At 42.2% G+C, this 16,615-nt stretch carries 19 protein-coding genes and 1 riboswitch; of the genes, 12 read left to right on the top strand and 7 right to left on the bottom strand.

The features are described from left to right. The first annotated feature begins 73 nt into the window (after positions 1 to 73). From MHI35_RS13755 to MHI35_RS13740, 4 genes are all read left to right on the top strand, one after another. Positions 74 to 511, top strand: a complete 438-nt coding sequence (locus tag MHI35_RS13755) for a Dps family protein (protein ID WP_012010992.1) — start codon at positions 74 to 76, stop codon at positions 509 to 511. 125 nt (positions 512 to 636) lie between these two features. Continuing rightward, the gene (locus tag MHI35_RS13750; RefSeq protein WP_003217712.1) at positions 637 to 828 is read left to right on the top strand and encodes a hypothetical protein; all 192 of its coding nucleotides are present in this window, start codon (positions 637 to 639) and stop codon (positions 826 to 828) included. 136 nt (positions 829 to 964) lie between these two features. Then, the gene (locus tag MHI35_RS13745) at positions 965 to 1,369 is read left to right on the top strand and encodes a phage holin family protein (RefSeq protein ID WP_144523718.1); all 405 of its coding nucleotides are present in this window, start codon (positions 965 to 967) and stop codon (positions 1,367 to 1,369) included. Positions 1,370 to 1,412: 43 nt separating this feature from the next. Next, positions 1,413 to 1,721: a hypothetical protein gene (locus MHI35_RS13740; RefSeq protein WP_012010990.1), complete on the top strand. Its 309-nt coding sequence runs from the start codon at positions 1,413 to 1,415 to the stop codon at positions 1,719 to 1,721. A 29-nt stretch (positions 1,722 to 1,750) separates the two neighbouring features. Here the strand turns inward: MHI35_RS13740 and MHI35_RS13735 are convergent, their stop codons facing one another. Together MHI35_RS13735 and MHI35_RS13730 are read right to left on the bottom strand one after the other, a co-directional pair. Continuing rightward, positions 1,751 to 2,542 carry an AIM24 family protein gene (locus MHI35_RS13735; RefSeq protein WP_335349326.1) on the bottom strand — a complete coding sequence of 264 codons (792 nt, stop codon included), beginning with the start codon at positions 2,540 to 2,542 and terminating at the stop codon, positions 1,751 to 1,753. A 22-nt stretch (positions 2,543 to 2,564) separates the two neighbouring features. Beyond that, the gene (locus tag MHI35_RS13730; RefSeq protein WP_335349325.1) at positions 2,565 to 3,206 is read right to left on the bottom strand and encodes a TerD family protein; all 642 of its coding nucleotides are present in this window, start codon (positions 3,204 to 3,206) and stop codon (positions 2,565 to 2,567) included. A gap of 248 nt (positions 3,207 to 3,454) precedes the next feature. Here MHI35_RS13730 and ytkD point away from each other — a divergent pair, with 248 nt between their 5' ends. Continuing rightward, positions 3,455 to 3,931: an RNA deprotection pyrophosphohydrolase gene (gene ytkD / locus MHI35_RS13725; RefSeq protein ID WP_335349324.1), complete on the top strand. Its 477-nt coding sequence runs from the start codon at positions 3,455 to 3,457 to the stop codon at positions 3,929 to 3,931. A gap of 59 nt (positions 3,932 to 3,990) precedes the next feature. Here the strand turns inward: ytkD and MHI35_RS13720 are convergent. The 4 genes from MHI35_RS13720 to MHI35_RS13705 all read right to left on the bottom strand — a co-directional run bounded on the left by MHI35_RS13720 (position 3,991) and on the right by MHI35_RS13705 (position 7,822). Next, positions 3,991 to 5,141, bottom strand: a protein-coding gene (locus tag MHI35_RS13720) for an IS3 family transposase (protein ID WP_340992414.1) whose coding sequence is annotated in 2 segments (ribosomal slippage) — positions 3,991 to 4,868 and positions 4,868 to 5,141 — 1,152 coding nt in all. Because the reading frame shifts where the segments join, the coding sequence is not laid out codon by codon here. Positions 5,142 to 5,253: 112 nt separating this feature from the next. Then, positions 5,254 to 6,000: an ABC transporter permease gene (locus tag MHI35_RS13715; RefSeq protein ID WP_372585422.1), complete on the bottom strand. Its 747-nt coding sequence runs from the start codon at positions 5,998 to 6,000 to the stop codon at positions 5,254 to 5,256. Positions 6,001 to 6,034: 34 nt separating this feature from the next. Beyond that, positions 6,035 to 6,805, bottom strand: coding sequence for an ABC transporter ATP-binding protein (locus MHI35_RS13710; protein WP_211062832.1), 771 nt, complete (start codon positions 6,803 to 6,805; stop codon positions 6,035 to 6,037). Between the two features lie 15 nt (positions 6,806 to 6,820). Continuing rightward, entirely contained in the window at positions 6,821 to 7,822 is a 1,002-nt protein-coding gene (locus MHI35_RS13705) for an ABC transporter substrate-binding protein (protein WP_144523075.1), read from the bottom strand. Positions 7,823 to 7,995: 173 nt separating this feature from the next. Between MHI35_RS13705 and MHI35_RS13700 the strand changes: the two genes are divergently transcribed. The 6 genes from MHI35_RS13700 to MHI35_RS13675 are packed head-to-tail and all read left to right on the top strand — an operon-like array spanning position 7,996 to position 13,132. Beyond that, complete coding sequence (locus MHI35_RS13700) at positions 7,996 to 8,724, top strand: carotenoid biosynthesis protein (RefSeq protein ID WP_144523074.1); 729 nt, start codon at positions 7,996 to 7,998, stop codon at positions 8,722 to 8,724. Beyond that, positions 8,693 to 9,439 carry a lysophospholipid acyltransferase family protein gene (locus MHI35_RS13695; protein WP_335349731.1) on the top strand — a complete coding sequence of 249 codons (747 nt, stop codon included), beginning with the start codon at positions 8,693 to 8,695 and terminating at the stop codon, positions 9,437 to 9,439. The genes MHI35_RS13700 and MHI35_RS13695 overlap by 32 nt, the downstream gene beginning before the upstream one ends. Then, positions 9,424 to 10,551, top strand: coding sequence for a glycosyltransferase (locus MHI35_RS13690; RefSeq protein WP_144523072.1), 1,128 nt, complete (start codon positions 9,424 to 9,426; stop codon positions 10,549 to 10,551). Before MHI35_RS13695 ends, MHI35_RS13690 begins: the two co-directional genes overlap by 16 nt. Beyond that, the gene (locus MHI35_RS13685) at positions 10,548 to 12,029 is read left to right on the top strand and encodes a phytoene desaturase family protein (protein ID WP_335349730.1); all 1,482 of its coding nucleotides are present in this window, start codon (positions 10,548 to 10,550) and stop codon (positions 12,027 to 12,029) included. Before MHI35_RS13690 ends, MHI35_RS13685 begins: the two co-directional genes overlap by 4 nt. 26 nt (positions 12,030 to 12,055) lie before the next feature. Beyond that, entirely contained in the window at positions 12,056 to 12,850 is a 795-nt protein-coding gene (locus MHI35_RS13680) for an alpha/beta hydrolase family protein (RefSeq protein WP_335349729.1), read from the top strand. 39 nt (positions 12,851 to 12,889) lie between these two features. Then, complete coding sequence (locus tag MHI35_RS13675) at positions 12,890 to 13,132, top strand: DUF2584 domain-containing protein (protein WP_003217584.1); 243 nt, start codon at positions 12,890 to 12,892, stop codon at positions 13,130 to 13,132. A gap of 44 nt (positions 13,133 to 13,176) precedes the next feature. Here MHI35_RS13675 and pckA read toward each other — a convergent pair whose 3' ends face one another. Next, positions 13,177 to 14,763, bottom strand: coding sequence for a phosphoenolpyruvate carboxykinase (ATP) (gene pckA, locus MHI35_RS13670; RefSeq protein WP_211062835.1), 1,587 nt, complete (start codon positions 14,761 to 14,763; stop codon positions 13,177 to 13,179). A gap of 227 nt (positions 14,764 to 14,990) precedes the next feature. Beyond that, positions 14,991 to 15,124, top strand: a riboswitch (SAM riboswitch). 195 nt (positions 15,125 to 15,319) lie between these two features. Here pckA and metK point away from each other — a divergent pair. Next, the gene (gene metK, locus MHI35_RS13665; protein ID WP_012010977.1) at positions 15,320 to 16,522 is read left to right on the top strand and encodes a methionine adenosyltransferase; all 1,203 of its coding nucleotides are present in this window, start codon (positions 15,320 to 15,322) and stop codon (positions 16,520 to 16,522) included. Positions 16,523 to 16,615: the final 93 nt, after the last annotated feature.

Genomic DNA, 16,615 nt, shown 5'->3' with positions numbered 1-16,615 from the left:
TTCATGGCAGGTTTCAGTATAATAGGAAAAGGGTATTCTCATACTAAACGCAATTACATAAGGAGGAATAAACATGTCTGAAAAATTATTACACGTCGTCAATAAACAAGTAGCAGATTGGACTGTGCTTTACGTAAAATTACATAACTATCACTGGTACGTAAAGGGAAAAGACTTCTTTACACTCCATGAGAAATTTGAGGAACTTTATACAGAAACAGCGACATACATTGATGATTTGGCTGAGCGTATGCTTGCGTTAAATGGACAGCCTGTTGCGACAATGAAAGAATGCTTAGAAATTTCTAGCATTCAAGAAGCTGAAGGGAATGAATCAGCTGAGCAAATGGTGAAAAATCTTTATGATGATTTCTCTAATATCGCTGAAGAATTAAAGCAAGGAATGGAGCTGGCTGGAGAAGTTGGCGATGAAACAACCGGTGACATGCTGCTTGCAATTCATCAATCTATTGAGAAACACAACTGGATGCTTAAAGCATATTTAGGATAATACGTATGTGGAAGGAATGTCGATCGTCAAGAGATCGACATTCCTTTTTTGTTGGAATCGTGACAGACAGCCCATTGAAATCATAGGGCTTTCAGCCGAAGAGAAAAGAGAAGGGAGGGGAGAAAATGTCTTCTATTGCAGGAATGATGAGTCAGCAAGTCGCGAGCATTCAAAAGACACTTAATATTAGTTTGTTGAATTCACAGCTTGCTACGAATACAGCACAAGCCATGGTCATGCTGGATCAAGTCCAGCAGCAGCCTCAAGCTGTTCAACCAAAGGATTCAGACGCTCGCTTTATCGATGTGAGAGTCTAAAGATGGAAGCCGCCGCACAAGGCGGCTTTTTTCTTTAAAAGACGACGCCTTTATTTTTTGTCGTCCAAGCTATTGCGAGGATCTTGCATATACTATTGAGGTAAGGAGTTCCACTCTGAAAGGATGTTGATGCCAAGTGAGCAAGGATTTAGGCATCTTTTCGTTGTTTACAGTCAGTTTGTCAGCGATGGGCTTTCTGTTTGGTGGAGCAGGATCTTTACTGATGATATTAGTAACACTCATGGCGATTGAATTAATTTGTTCAAGCCTAAGAGAATCTTTGACAGGACAGCTCACAATGAAACGTTTTTCTACGCGGCTTGTTCGAAAGATTGTGACGGTCTCCTTAATATCCATGGCGCATTTCTTCGATGTCATGCTGAAAACAAATGGGATGATTAAGGATTTAGCGATCATCTTTTATATTATTTATGAATCTTACCAAATCGTCTCGACAGCCAATGCCCTCGGAATTCCGATTCCACAGTTATTTATTGATGTGTTGGACATGTTAAAAAATAAATTGCGCAAAAAGCCGTAATTTCTTCATATCTGGCCATACTAAAGGAAAAAGGATGAATCAGATGACGAGACACACATATTATGTATCCGTACAGGATGGATCGATATCGCAGCATAGAGATGCGGCGGCTTGGCAATTTCAAATAGAAGCAGATGATGATCAAATTTTGCAGCTGAGAGAGTATTTCGATGAACAGTATATGACAGATTGGAAAGGCTTCTTTCGAGCGCATGTTCCGTATCTTGAATATCATTATGACAGTCCGAATGATGAAATGGATCGAAAAAGAAAAGAGATATACTCTATGATTTTCAAGCTCGGCAATGAAGAGACAAAGAACTTTATTGAAACAAATGGATTAATGAATTGAAAAAGCATGTAGAGATTTTCTACATGCTTTTATTTTCGCGGTTGTAAGATGCCTCCGATGAGATCACTAAGCCCGCCTCTATTCTCTTGCTGAGATGTCTGTGAATTTGTGAATTCATGAGATGAGCTCTGGTTCTGAGGCTTGTAACGGTTATCGTCTAAACCAACCCGTAAGCCGGATGTACGCTCAGATGGCTGGATAATGACAATTTGGTCTTGTTCTTGGAACTCAAATAAATAGGATTCACCAGATGTTTGCCCGATGAGGGTCTTCCAGTTCACATCTAATTTGACCTTCGGTGCTTTACCTGTCCAAGCGACAATGGCGTCAGGATCTACGCGGCAAGGAGCTTTTAAAATGAGCGGGTTTCCATTTGTTTTAATGGCGACCTGCGCCCCGTGGCCTTGGTAGGAGAGCTTTGATGTAAACAGCCCTTTTTGTGATAAAATCCCAACGCCTACTGGTGTCACGCCGTAATGACATTCCTCGGTAAAAGCAAGTAAATCCTCACTTTCTACACTTACATGCTGCCAAGGACCGCTCGGCTCAAGATTAATCACTGTCACGTGCTCGCTGGAATCAGCCAAATAACAAATACCTTGTCCACTGACTTCCATCACCTCAAAGTTTTCACCTGTCAATTTCCTGCTGATATGGTTAAATACTTGACTGACCATATTTCCTTTGTTCGTGCCGAGTAGTCGTTTGCGGTATTGAAACGTACCTTGATCGGCAATCATTGCGCCTTTTTTCGCAAAAAAGATTCCGCTTCCTTCTGCTTGTAAAGTGAGTTCTTCTATTGTGTTGAAATGAAATCCCATTGGTGCCGGCTCCTTTCCTGCGTCAAGATGTGAATCTGTAAATGCGGCATAAATCATGTAAATCTAGCGTAGTTCCTTGCCCGGTTGCGATGATTTTCCATTCTTCCTCATCTCTGATGAGTTGAGCGCAAATGATGGAGGTACAATACGAATAATCTTCTGTTAATTGAAAGGTACAAATCTCTTGTTGTGAGATTTGATCAGTCAGATGCACGTAGGCGTTCGTCACTTGTCCAAAATGATGCTTACGCTCATGTGCATCATGTATTGTGGCTGTTACAACGATTTTATGAATATCAGGAGAGACTCTGCTTAATTGCATAATGATCATTTCATTATCTCGATACCCGCCGCCTACTTGATGATCACCAAGGTGACGAACAGCTCCGTCCAAGCTTTGCTGCTGATGGTAATAGATCAGATGGTTTGGAGACAACAGTTTGTCCTCTTCATTTAAGAGAAATACTTGCGTATCTAAATCAATCGGCTGACCAGCCAAATCCCAGCCAAGCCCGATTTGAATTTGGTCGATATTCGGATTGTCTCTTGTTAAATCTAGCTTTTGCCCTTTGATGAGATGTTTCTTGATCATCTCATGAGAGGCGTCTTCTTTTTCAATTTTACTGGACGTACGCGCTTGATCTTTCTCTTGTTTTATCCTCATGTTGTTTTCTTCCTCGTCGTCATAGGATAAACACTCGTTGATTTACGTCATCAAGGGATAAAAGGTTTCATGATTAAAATGTGGTGAAGTTGGGGATGATAAAAAGGTTTTAGCAACAATACCTCATTTTAAATACAGACGGAATGAAACCACTCGTTTGTTTCACTTTTGATAAAAATTCTTCAGAGAAATGTGATCTGTGGTATGATGTTTTACAAGAAGCAAGGACAGGATATGAGGGATTTCACATGCATGTATTTAAAGACTATTATCATAATACGGTCAAGCTCTCCTTTGAAGAGAAGCCTTTTTCAAGTCATCCAAAGCATGTTTGGGCCATCTGCCGTTACCAGGGGAAATGGCTGCTCACTGAACATGAGGATCGGGGCTATGAGTTTCCAGGAGGGAAAGTTGAGCCAAATGAAGAAGCAGACCAAGCCGCTATACGTGAGATTCAAGAAGAGACGGGTGCTGTTGTTCGTGAATTAACGTATATTGGCCAATATCAGGTGTTAGGAAGAGAAAAGGTCATCGTAAAAAATATTTATTTCGCTGATATTGAAAGGCTCGTGAAGCAAGACACGTATTTTGAAACGAAAGGACCTGTTCTTTTCGCAGACTTGCCAAGATCCATCGCAAAAAATAAGAATTTCAGTTTTATTATGAAAGATGATGTGTTAAGACAAAGTCTGGCTTATTTAGAAAAGAAAGGTTTGATTCGTTAAAAAAAGCGCAGGGAGATCTGGAACTGACCCCCGTTTTTGAGACAGGAATCAAAACACCTTTATACAGCCAATTGCCGATAGTTTATCGGTGATTGGTTGTTTAGTTTCGTTTGAATACGAATGTTGTTATAATAATAAATGTATTCTTTGACAGTGCGTTCTACGATGGTGGTTGTAGTGCGATCAATCCTGTTAAGATAGAACGTTTCAGACTTTAGTGAGGAATGAAACGATTCGATGGAGGCATTATCAGCGGGCGTCCCTTTACGGGACATGCTCATGGTAATGCCTTTTATATGAACAGCTTTCTGATACTCGTAAGATGTATACACAGAACCTTGATCGCTATGTAACACGCAATTCTCAGGAAGTGCTGGGAGCTGATTAAGTGTGTTTAAGATAAAGTCTGTGTCCTGCTTATCACCAATCGTAAAAGCAATCACTTCTCCATTATATAAATCCAATATACTGGAAAGGTACAATTGTTTCTGTCCATAAGGCAAATACGTGATGTCCGTTACTAGTTTTTCAAGAGGGCGATCAGACTGAAAATTCCGATCCAGTATATTACCAGCTACGGCATAAGGCTGCCCATTCTTCTTACGCTTTTTCATTTTAACCCGGCATTGCCACTGGTTTTTCTGCATGATACGTTGAACAGTTTTATGGTTAATACGCATTCTCATTTTTAGTATGGCTGTGATTTTCCGATAACCATATCGATATTTGTGCTTTCGGCACAACGTGCCGACCTGTTTCTCTAGTTGTCTTTTAGAATGAGTCTGAGTCAAATCCTTTTTCCATCTATAATACGAAGTACGTAAGGTACCTAAATGGACACAGATGTCCTGTACCGTCATCGTTTTGCGAAATTCTTCTACCAGTTTGATTGACGTTTCCTTATCAACTTCCTTTCCAATTCGTTGTACTTTTTTAAAACTTCATTCTGTTGACTCAAATAGCGATTTTCTGCCTGTAGTCTCTCTAATTCAGAAGAGTACTCGGGGCCCTTTCCATAGGTATATTGTTTTCCAACAGGTTGTTCGAACCTGTGTGTATCCCCAGCTTTATGCCATCTCACCCATGTCTGAACCTGCGTCTTATTCTTGATATTCAATTCCTGCATGATCTCTTTCATAGGTACGCCTGCCAACCTCATTTCCACAGCCTTCTGTTTGACTTCAACCGGATAACTCACTCTTGTCCCCATAGAAAAAACACCTCCATGTTTTATTTCGGATCACAACGATCCGTTTTCAAACTTGAAGGTGTTTTTTATTTGTCTCATCTTATGGGGTCAGTCCCATCTCCCTGTGCTTTTTTTATTTTTGGAGAAAACGGCGTTCGAGCCATTCCACAAGCTGGTACATGATGGTCGCGAACACGGCAATAATGAAAAGACTTAAGAACACGAGTGTAAAGTTGAAGACTTGAAAGCCGTAAATGATCATGTAGCCGAGCCCTTTTGAGGATACAAGAAATTCTCCTACAATGACCCCAACCCAAGAAAGACCAACATTCACTTTGATGGCAGAAATCATCGTTGGAATACTAGCTGGCAAAATGACCTCTCGAAAGACAACGCTTTTTCTCGCACCAAAGGTTTTCATCACCTTTAAATAATTCTCATCGACCTCTTGAAAGGCAGTGTAAATGACGATCGTCGTTATGATCACACTAATGATCGCACCCATAGCGACGATGCTGATCATACCAGGTCCAAGGGCAACAATTAAAATGGGGGCGAGGGCCACTTTTGGCATGGCATTTAAAATGACTAAATAAGGGTCAAGAACGTTTGCCAATCGGGTGGACCACCATAAGGCGGCGGCGAGCAAAATGCCGCAAAAGGTACCAAGTAGAAAACCGAGCACTGTTTCAAATAATGTAATACTCATATGATTCATTAAAGAACCATCTTGAATTTTTTGTACAAACAATTGGCAAACCGCTGATGGTGAACTGAAAATAAGCGGATCAATGAATCTGAAATGACTGGCAAGCTCCCAAAGCGAAAAGAAGCTGGCGAATATGATGAGCTGATAGATACGTGTGATCCGTTTTTCCATTCGGTATTTTTTACGATAGGCTTCATGTAAAAGATCACTGTGTTTCAACTGTTTTCAGCTCCTTCCAAATCGTTTGAAAGAGCTCTTGGAAATGCGGGGTCTGTCTCGCTTCAAAAGGAGAGAGAGCCCTTATGTCGTCTGGAACGGTAAAGATTCGCTGGATAGAGCCTGGGTGTTTTGAAAATAAGAAAATGCGGTCACTCATCGCAATGGCTTCGCCAATGTCATGTGTCACAAGGACTGCTGTTTTTTGATAGTTTTTTAATGTGTCAAAGACGAGATCTTCTAATGTGAGTTTGGTTTGATAGTCTAGCGCTGAAAATGGCTCATCAAGTAAAAGCAGACCGGGATCAACTGCAAGCGTTCGGGCGAGAGCCGCACGCTGCCTCATTCCGCCAGACAGCTCCTTCGGATATTTTTCCTCTACTTCATGTAGTCCAAGCTTAGGTAGTAAATCAAGGGCAGCTGAGACGGACTCATGTGAATCTTGTTTCGCAATTTTTAACCCGAGGATCACATTTTCCTTAATGGTCTTCCAAGGAAACAAATAATCTTGCTGGAGCATATAGCCGATTTGATGCTCCTGTTGATTTGGTTCTTTTCCTTCGATTAAAATTCGACCTTCAGAGGGCGGTGTGATTCCTGCGATGATAGACAGCAAGGTGGTTTTTCCGCAGCCGCTGGGACCAATAAATGAGATGAATTCACCTTGGTCTATCTCCATATTGATGTGCTGTATAGCCGTTGTTTTTTCTTTTAAAGAGAAGTACGTATGGGTCACATGGTCAATTTGAAGGAAAGACATGTGCTACCTCCTATTCTATTTGTGATCTGTGACCTTCTTTGCAATAGATGAATCGACAAGTTGTTTGTACGGGATAAATTCCGGCAATTCACCGCTCTCCTGCATGATTTCCTGCAATTTGTTCCATTCCTCTTCATTTAAAAGGGGATCTGTTGCATAGGAATTTTGCTGTTTGTAGCGTTTGATGGCAGTTGATAAGACATCAAGATCTGTATCAGGAAAATGAGATTGAATGGCTTTTGCGATCTCCTCAGGCTGCTTGGCTTCTACCCATTTCTGCGCTTTGTAAATGGCTCGGGTGAAGGCTTCAGCGCTCTCTTTGTTTTCCTCTAAGTAACTCTTCTTTGCCATGAAGGTGGTATATGGCACCTTGCCAGAAGCTTCTCCAAAGGAGGCGGTAATGTACCCTTTACCTTCTTTTTCGAGTAAGGAAGCGGTCGGTTCGAATAACTGCACAAAATCGCCAGTTCCAGAGGAGAACGCACCTGAAATGTTGGCAAAATCAATATTTTGAATCATACGAAGATCCTTTTTGACATCAATGCCTTCTTTTTTCAAGACATATTCACCGACCATTTGCGGCATGCCGCCTTTCCGCTGTCCTAAGAAGTCTTTTCCTTTTAATTGATCCCAAGAGAATTGGTTTACTTTCTCCCTTGAAACAAGAAATGTGCCGTCTGTTTGTGTCAGCTGTGCAAAGTTCATGACAGAATCCTTTGTGTCTTGAGCCTCTACATAGATAGAGGATTCAGACCCAGTCAGGGCGATATCAGCACCGCCTGATAAGAGAGCTGTCATCGTTTTATCGCCGCCCCAAGTCGTTTTCAGTTCAACCTCTAGGCCTTCTTCTTCGAAGAAACCCTCTGATAAGGCGACATATAGCGGAGCATAAAAGACCGAATGGGTCACCTCGGCTACTTGTACGGTCTGCTCCTGTTCTTTTTTACAGGCGACAAATGGAATAAAGAGCAGGATGACGACGATGAATGCCAGTCTGACTTTGATGGAACGATTCAAGAGTAATTCGCCTCCTTTGTTCTAGATCACTATTAAAGTATGTGAAAAGGGATTTTTGGTGAGTGCCTAGATAAAAATAAGAAGCGCATTGTTTATTTATAGAACGCGTCTTTTTTTCTATACTAGAGGCATGAAGGCTTTCTTGAATTTGGCAGAAATAAAGGAGCGGTTTCGTGTATAGATTGAGTTGGGTATTTGTTGGATGGTATTTAGTAGGTCTGATCTTAATGGTCTTTTTTGAAGTGCCAGCATGGCTTCAGTTTGCAAATGGAATCTTTCTTGTGCTATATGCTTGCTGCGTCATCGAGATCGGGCGACAGATTTATGGCTCATGGGGATTTGTCATCAAAAGGGCAGCCATTGTCGGGGTGCTTACATTTACAGTGGAGTGGATAGGGATCACAACGGGGTTCCCATTTGGTGCCTATGACTATTATCCGACGTTAGGTTTTTTAGTGGCGGGGGTGCCGTTAACCATTGCATTTGCTTGGGTTGGCGTGTTTTTGAACAGCCTTTTTTTATCTAGTCAGCAGTCAAAGTGGAGACGAGCCGTCGAAACGGGGATATGGATTGTGTTGCTTGACCTCATTTTAGATCCAGTAGCAGCTGAGCGGAAGTTTTGGGTGTGGTATGACGGCGGCGGGTTTTATGGTATTCCTTTTGAGAATTTTGTGAGCTGGGGTATGATTGGAGCAGGACTTTCATTTCTTTTCCCGCTTGTCTCAATTGATCAAAAGGCACTCAGCTGGACGAGTCGTATATATCAGGCGATGGTGTTCTTTTTTGGTCTTTTGGCATTAAAGGGTGGACTCGATGTCATTTTTTATTTAGCACTCATCATTGTCATTTTGTGTGAAGGAAGGGTTCGATTTGAAAGAAAGCGACAAAAGTCGATCGTTTAGACGTCTATTTTCACTTTATCTAGAGCGATATTTACTTCATAAGCATTTCCGCTGTGTCATGATGAAAGGCTCGGTCGATCCGAAGGAAAACCTGCCTGTTCTTTATCTCGCCAATCATAGCTCATGGTGGGATGGTCTGATCATTTTTCTTTTAACAGTAAAAGCGTCTGAATTTGATCACTACATGATGATGGAAGAGAAACAGCTGAAGCAATATGCTTTTTTCCGTAAACTTGGGGCGTTTCCGGTTCATAAAGAGAACCTGAGAAGCGTGAAACACGCTTTAATGACAGCAAAAGAGAACATGGAGGACGGCGGAGCGGTATGGCTTTTTCCACAAGGGAAAATTATGCATCAGGACGTGCGACCGCTTGAACTGGAAGGAGGGGCTTCTTTTTTAGTGAGACAATTTGAACAAGTCGTGGTGAAGCCTGTCACCTTGCAGTATACATTTAATCAATTTCAAAAGCCGACAGTTTCTGTTGTGTTCGGTGATGATGCCATCGTCTCTGGAAGCTCCCTGCGAAGCAAGGATATGACGCGTATGCTTGGCGATCTGCTTGAAACGCAGTTAAACAGACATCAAGCACAAATCATTGCAGATCCTGATTTTTCAATAAACGAAGAATTTAAACAGATGACAAGGACAAGTCAGTCAACAAGTGATGCGTTTGATTCTTTTAAAAAGTGGGTGAAAACATGGCGCTCTTCTTAACCGTGATCAGTGTGCTCCTGCTTTGCCAGTTTCTATTCACCATATGGAATATGAAGCAGTTTCCCGTGTTAAAGCACGCTTCTTTTTCAACAGATGAACCCATTTCGTTATCGATCCTGATTCCGGCTAGAAATGAGGAGAAACGGATAGAAGCCTGTCTTCAGTCAATCGTTGATCAGCGTCTTTTTCCGAAAGAGGTGATTGTACTGGATGATCATTCGACCGATCAGACAAGAGCGATTGTGGAGCGATTCTCACAAATATATCCATGGATTTTTGTGCAGTCAGGTCAGGTATTAAAGCAAGGCTGGCTAGGAAAATCATATGCTTGTTCTCAGCTTGCTGAGGCAGCGGCTTCTGATTGGCTGTTATTTTTAGATGCGGATGTCCGGTTGAAACGGGGAGCAATTGAAGCTGTGTACGAGCAGTTATGCGCGCAAAAAACGGGCATGCTGTCAGGCTTCCCAGAGCAAAAAACAGGCACTTTCTTTGAGCATCTTGTCGTTCCCATGATGATGTTTACTATTGGTTGTCATCTGCCTGTGAAGTGGGTCAGAAAATCAAAGAATCCGGCTTTTGCCGCTGCGCATGGAGGTTTTATTGCCATTGAAAAGAATTGCTACCACGACATCGGGGGGCATGAAGCGATTAAGGATTCGCTAGTGGATGATATGGCATTGGCTAGACGGGTGAAGGAACAAGGCTTTCCGTTCACACTTGCAAGCATTCATCCGTTTGTGTATATGAGAATGTATGAGAGTGGACAAGAGGTTTGGGAAGGCTATCGGAAAAATTTGTTTCCAGGTGTCAATCGAAGCATTGCTTTGTTAAGCAGTGTCTTTTGTTTATACACCCTGCTTTATTTGGCTCCAATCATTTGTTTGATGGTGGCTTTGTTAAAGCTGGATGTGCTTAGTATATGCTTAGCCATTCTTTGCTACGGACTAGGTGTGTCGATCAAAGCGGCAATTGATATTGAGAACGGAAGAACATCTGCAATGGCCTTTTTATTACCAGTCAGCATTTTGAGTCTGATCGCCATTGGCTTTGCTTCTATGAAAATCGGTCTGAAAAAAGAAGGGTATGAATGGAAAGGGAGAAGGTACGAATGAAAAAAGTGATCATCATCGGCGGCGGGCTTGGCGGATTATCAGCAGCGATCCGCTTACAGTCACGCGGGGTTCAGGTCACCATATTAGAAAAAGAAGCGGCTTTAGGCGGGAAATTGCAGCGCCATCAGGAGGCTGGCTACTCTTTTGATCTAGGACCGAGTACCATTACAATGAAGTCGTACTTTGAGGAAGTATTTGCTTCCTGTCATAGACGGATGGAGGATTACGTGACATTTTATCCGATTTCTCCTCTGACCAAAAATGTATTTTCAGATGGACATACGGTTGAATTTACGCCCAATATCGAGCAGATGGAATCACAAATTGCAGCATTCAGTCCTGAAGATGCGAAGCAATACCGTCCATTTTTACAGGAATCAAAGATGCTTTTTGAACAGGCTGAGAATCAGTTTTTAAATCGTTTGTTACTGACGTGGAAGGATAAGGCGGATGTAAAGCTCGTGAAAGCCCTTCTCTCTGTCAAACCGTTTACAACCGTTCAACGCTTGCTCCGAAAATATTTCCGTCATCCTCATACATTGGCGATGTTTGGACGGTATGCCACATACATCGGCTCTTCTCCCTATGAGGCACCGGCTATTTTTAATATGATGGCATATTTAGAAGGAGAGAAAGGGATTTATGGCATAAAGGGCGGTACATATCGTTTAGTTGAAGCATTTGAGACTTTGGCAAAGGAATTAGGTGTACAGATTCACCTGAATGAACAAGTTAACAAGATTCATGTGAAGGACCGGCGAATCAAAGGAGTAGAAACGGCTCACCAGATGTATGAAGCTGATCAAGTTATTGCAGGAGCGGACGCGCTGACTGTCTACCGTCATCTGATTGATGAAAAAGACCGCCCAAGCTTTTTAAATCAAAAGCTTGCTGCCATTGAACCGTCATTATCTGGCTTTGTTCTCTTATTAGGTGTACCTAAGGTCTATAAACAGCTGTCCCATCACAATGTGTTTTTCCCAGAGAATTATGAGCAAGAATTCAAGGATATTTTTCAACAAAAACAATTGCCTCAAGATCCGGCGCTCTACATATGTTATTCAGGTCATTCAGAACCAGCTTTAAGCGGAGGATCAGGAAGAAGCAACTTGTTTGTACTGGCGAATGCGCCTTATGTGACAAAAGAGCAAGATTGGGACATGCTAAAGGAGACATATCAGCAGCATGTGAAAACAAAATTAAAGGAAAAGGGTCTCTTTGATATAGATCAGGTGACCGAATATGAAGCGGTTCAAACTCCGCTTGATCTGCAGCAGAAAACGGGTGCATATCATGGAGCCATTTATGGCATGTCTTCCAACTCGTTCAAGCAGGCGTTTTTCCGTATCAATAATCAGTCAAAGGACATTGAAGGGCTATGGTTTGTTGGAGGAACGAGCCATCCAGGCGGAGGCACGCCGATGGTGACAAAATCAGGCCAGCTCGTTGCAGAAGCGATCATCAAACAATTAACGTAAGAACAGATGAAAAGGAGAGAAATCAAGTGATTGTGGAAAAAAGAAGGTTTCCGTCCCCCCATCCGCATATTCACTTATTTACAGTGACCTATGAGGCAGATGGACTTCGGATCAAAGGGCTGCTCGCTGAACCGGCCGAAGAAGGTCATTATGACGGCTTTTTGTATTTAAGAGGCGGCATAAAAAATGTGGGAATGGTGAGACCAGGCCGGATTGTGCAATTTGCCGCGCAGGGATTTGTCGTATTTGCCCCCTTTTACCGAGGAAATCAAGGTGGCGAAGGGAACGAAGACTTTGCTGGAGAGGACCGGAAAGATGCTTTTGCTGCCTTTCAATTGTTAAAGCATCACAAAAAGGTGAAGCAAGACCGTATTCATATCTTTGGTTTTTCGCGCGGAGGCATTATGGGCATTTGGACTGCTGTCGAAATGAAACAAGAGGCAGCTTCCTTTGTGACATGGGGAGGCGTCAGTGATATGAAGCTTACCTATGAAGAGCGTGTGGATATGAGAAGAATGATGAAACGTGTGATTGGTGGTCCTCCGCACAAGGTGCCAGAGGCCTATGAGGACAGAACGCCTTTAAATGATGTGGACAAAATTGAAGCGCCTGTTCTCATCATCCACGGAGAAGAGGATCAGAATGTATCTATTGAGCATGCGTATTTATTAGAAGATGCGCTGCGCCAGCACGGGAAGTCAGTGGAGACTTGGTATTTCCATGGGTACAACCATTATTTTCCGCCGCAGCATAATCGCGAAATTGTCAGAAGGCTGACAACGTGGATGCACAGCGGGAAAAGCGGAAATGTGGTAAAATAAGTAGTATAACGAAATTTAGAAAGTAGGGGGATTTTCAATATGGGAATGCCTGTTGAATTTAATACAATGATTGTCACGAAGGGAAAAGAGACAAGAATTGAAGAGAATGTATTTGAACTCATGAAGGAAGGATACCGCATTTATCCATTAAATATTCCGCTTGAGGTGCGTAAAACGAAAGACGGAGAAAAAACAGGGACAGCACATGTTGAAAAGCTGGAGCTTACAGACAATGTGACAAAGGTCACTTATCGTCTCGTATCATTACATTCAACAAACTAACAAAAAAGCTGAGGGAATGATTCCCCTCAGCTTTTGTTATTTGATTATACGAGTGGTCCGCCTTTAGCTTCAATGTCACTTGCTGCGTGGCTGAATTTTTGGAAGTTCTTTTTAAATTCATTGGCAAGGAAGTGTGCTTTCTCTTGATAAGCCTCTTGGTCATCCCATGTTTTAGAAGGTTGAAGTACTTCATCTGGTACGCCAGGAATATGGAGCGGGATGTGTAATCCAAAGATGTCATCAGTGATCATTTCGGCGTTGTCGAGGTCGCCTTCGATTGCTGCTTGCACCATTGCTCTTGTATGCGCTAGGTTCATACGTTTGCCTGTACCATAGCCTCCGCCAGTCCAGCCTGTGTTCACAAGGAATACTTTTGCGCCGTGCTCATCAATTTTCTTGCCAAGCATTTCAGCATAGACGTGAGCTGGAAGCGGCAAGAATGGAGAACCGAAGCAAGTAGAGAATGTCGTTTCTGGTGATGTAACACCGCGCTCAGTTCCTGCTAATTTACTTGTGTAACCGCTCAAGAAATGGTACATCGCCTGTTCTTTTGTTAAACGGCTGATTGGAGGTAAAACGCCAAATGCATCAGCTGTTAAGAAGACAATGGCAGATGGGTGTCCTGCGATACTTGGTTTCACGATGTTATCAATCATTTCAATTGGGTAAGCAGCACGTGTGTTTTCAGTGAAGAATGTGTCGTCATAATCCGCTTCACGTGTTTCTTCATCAAGCACAACATTTTCAAGAACTGATCCGAAGCTGATGGCTTTGTAGATTTGCGGTTCTTTTTCTTCGCTTAAGTTCACACATTTCGCATAGCATCCGCCCTCAATATTGAAGACTCCTGAGCCAGACCAGCCGTGTTCATCGTCACCGATCAGCTTGCGGCTTGCGCTAGCAGAAAGCGTCGTTTTCCCAGTACCTGAAAGGCCGAAGAATAGTGCGACATCGCCTTCTTGGCCGACGTTTGCTGAGCAGTGCATGGATAAAATATCTTGCTCAGGAAGCAGGTAGTTCATGACAGAGAAAATGGACTTTTTCATCTCTCCTGCATATTCTGTTCCACCAATCAGAATGGTGCGTTTTTCAAAAGAAACGATAATAAACGTTTCAGAGTTTGTGCCATCTGTTTCAGGATCTGCTTTAAAATGCGGTGCAGATAAGATGGTGAAAGGTTTTTCGTTTGAAGAAGGTGTTGATCCGTCAGGTCTGATGAATAGCTGCTTTGCAAAGAGATTGTGCCATGCAAATTCGTTTACCACTGTAATTGGCATACGGTATCTGTCATCTGCGCCGGCAAATCCTTCAAAGACGAATAATTCATCACGTTCTTTTAAGTATGACACAACCTTTGTATATAAACGGTCAAATGCTTCTTTAGAAATCGGCTGGTTGACTTGACCCCAATCAATTTTATGTTCAGAGTTTTCTTCTTTCACGATAAATTTATCTTTAGGCGAACGTCCTGTGTAGGCCCCCGTTGTAGCACGGACAGCTCCTGTTGATGTTAAAACGCCTTCATCACGCGCCAAAATCTTTTCAACAAGTTTCGGAACAGATAAATTTTGGTGCGTATTTTCTAATGAGAGCAATGACTGCAAATCTTCTTTTAAATCCACTGAGTTCATAAAAAAACCCTTCCTTTACCGTTGAATTTGTTTTGTTTCGATTAGTATAACACATTCATAAGAATAGTCTATACTATTTAAATATTTTTGTGTGTGTTTTTTCATTTCTGCTCTGAAAATATGCTTTTTGGTGATGCTAATATTGAGGTGAAAAAAAGGGAAGATAATTCTGATGAAGCATTGACATGACGCAAGTGTTTAAGATAAGATATCTTATTGAACGGATACTCTTATCCCGAGTTGGTGGAGGGACAGGCCCGATGAAGCCCAGCAACCGGTTTCTTATGAAAAGGCATGAATATGCTGAGAAACCAAGGTGCTAACCTGATGCAAGGTACAAGAACACCTTGAGCGATAAGAGTGAAAGGCATGCGATCTCAGACCCTTTCCTCGCAATGAAGGAAATGGTTTTTTTATTTTTGGGATATCATATGAACAAATTGCCAATAACATCTCTAATAGAAACGTTTTCAAATATAAGAGGGAACGAGTTCCGTATCATATTGGAGACCTCATCTTGGGATGATGTGGTCTTGTACAGGAGGAAATAGCCATTATGAGTCAAAATCGTCGTTTATTTACTTCAGAATCAGTGACAGAAGGACATCCGGATAAAATCTGTGATCAAATTTCAGACAGCATTTTGGATGAAATTTTAAAGAAAGATCCAAATGCACGTGTTGCCTGTGAAACTTCTGTTACAACGGGTCTCGTATTAGTAAGCGGAGAAATTACAACGTCTACTTATGTCGATATTCCAAAGACGGTGCGTGACACGATTAAGGAAATTGGCTACACACGTGCGAAATATGGTTTTGATGCGGAAACATGTGCAGTGCTCACATCCATTGATGAACAGTCTGCTGATATTGCGCAAGGTGTAGACAAAGCGCTTGAAGCACGTGAAGGCACAATGACTGAAGAAGAACTTGATGCGATCGGTGCAGGTGACCAAGGATTAATGTTTGGTTTTGCCAACAACGAAACTGAAGAACTTATGCCGCTACCAATTTCACTAGCGCATAAATTATCACTCCGTTTAACTGAAGTACGCAAAGATCAAACTCTTGCCTATCTTCGTCCAGATGGAAAAACACAAGTAACAGTAGAATATGATGATCAAAATAAACCTGTTCGTATTGATACAGTGGTTATTTCTACACAACATGCACCAGAAGTGACGCTTGAACAAATTCAAAGCGACTTAAAAGAGCATGTCATCAGCCCTGTCGTTCCAAGTGAACTCATTGATGAACAGACAAAATACTTTATTAACCCAACTGGTCGTTTCGTGATCGGCGGACCTCAAGGGGATGCTGGTTTAACTGGACGTAAAATCATCGTTGATACGTATGGCGGATACGCTCGTCATGGCGGCGGTGCTTTCTCTGGGAAGGACGCAACAAAGGTTGACCGTTCTGCGGCATACGCTGCTCGTTACGTAGCGAAAAACATCGTAGCTGCCGGCCTTGCTGATTCTTGTGAAGTACAACTTGCCTATGCAATTGGTGTTGCACAACCTGTATCGATTTCAATTGATACTTTCGGAACAGGAAAAGCTTCTGAAGAAAAATTAATTGAAGTGGTTCGTGCGAACTTCGATCTTCGTCCAGCTGGCATTATTAAAATGCTTGACCTGCGTCGTCCGATCTACAAACAAACAGCTGCATACGGACATTTCGGCCGTCATGATTTAGATCTTCCGTGGGAAAAAACGGATAAAGCCGATACACTTCGTCAAGAAGCATTAGGACAATAACAACATAGAAAACCGCTTATTTTAAGCGGTTTTCCTTTTGATTAAAAAAAATTCTGCAAAAACCGAAAAAATGTGAAACAAAATCGGGCAAAT

The organism is Bacillus sp. FSL K6-3459 (assembly GCF_038003305.1).
GTDB lineage: Bacteria > Bacillota > Bacilli > Bacillales > Bacillaceae > Bacillus > Bacillus pumilus_O.
This window is presented reverse-complemented; position numbering and strand designations above follow the sequence as displayed.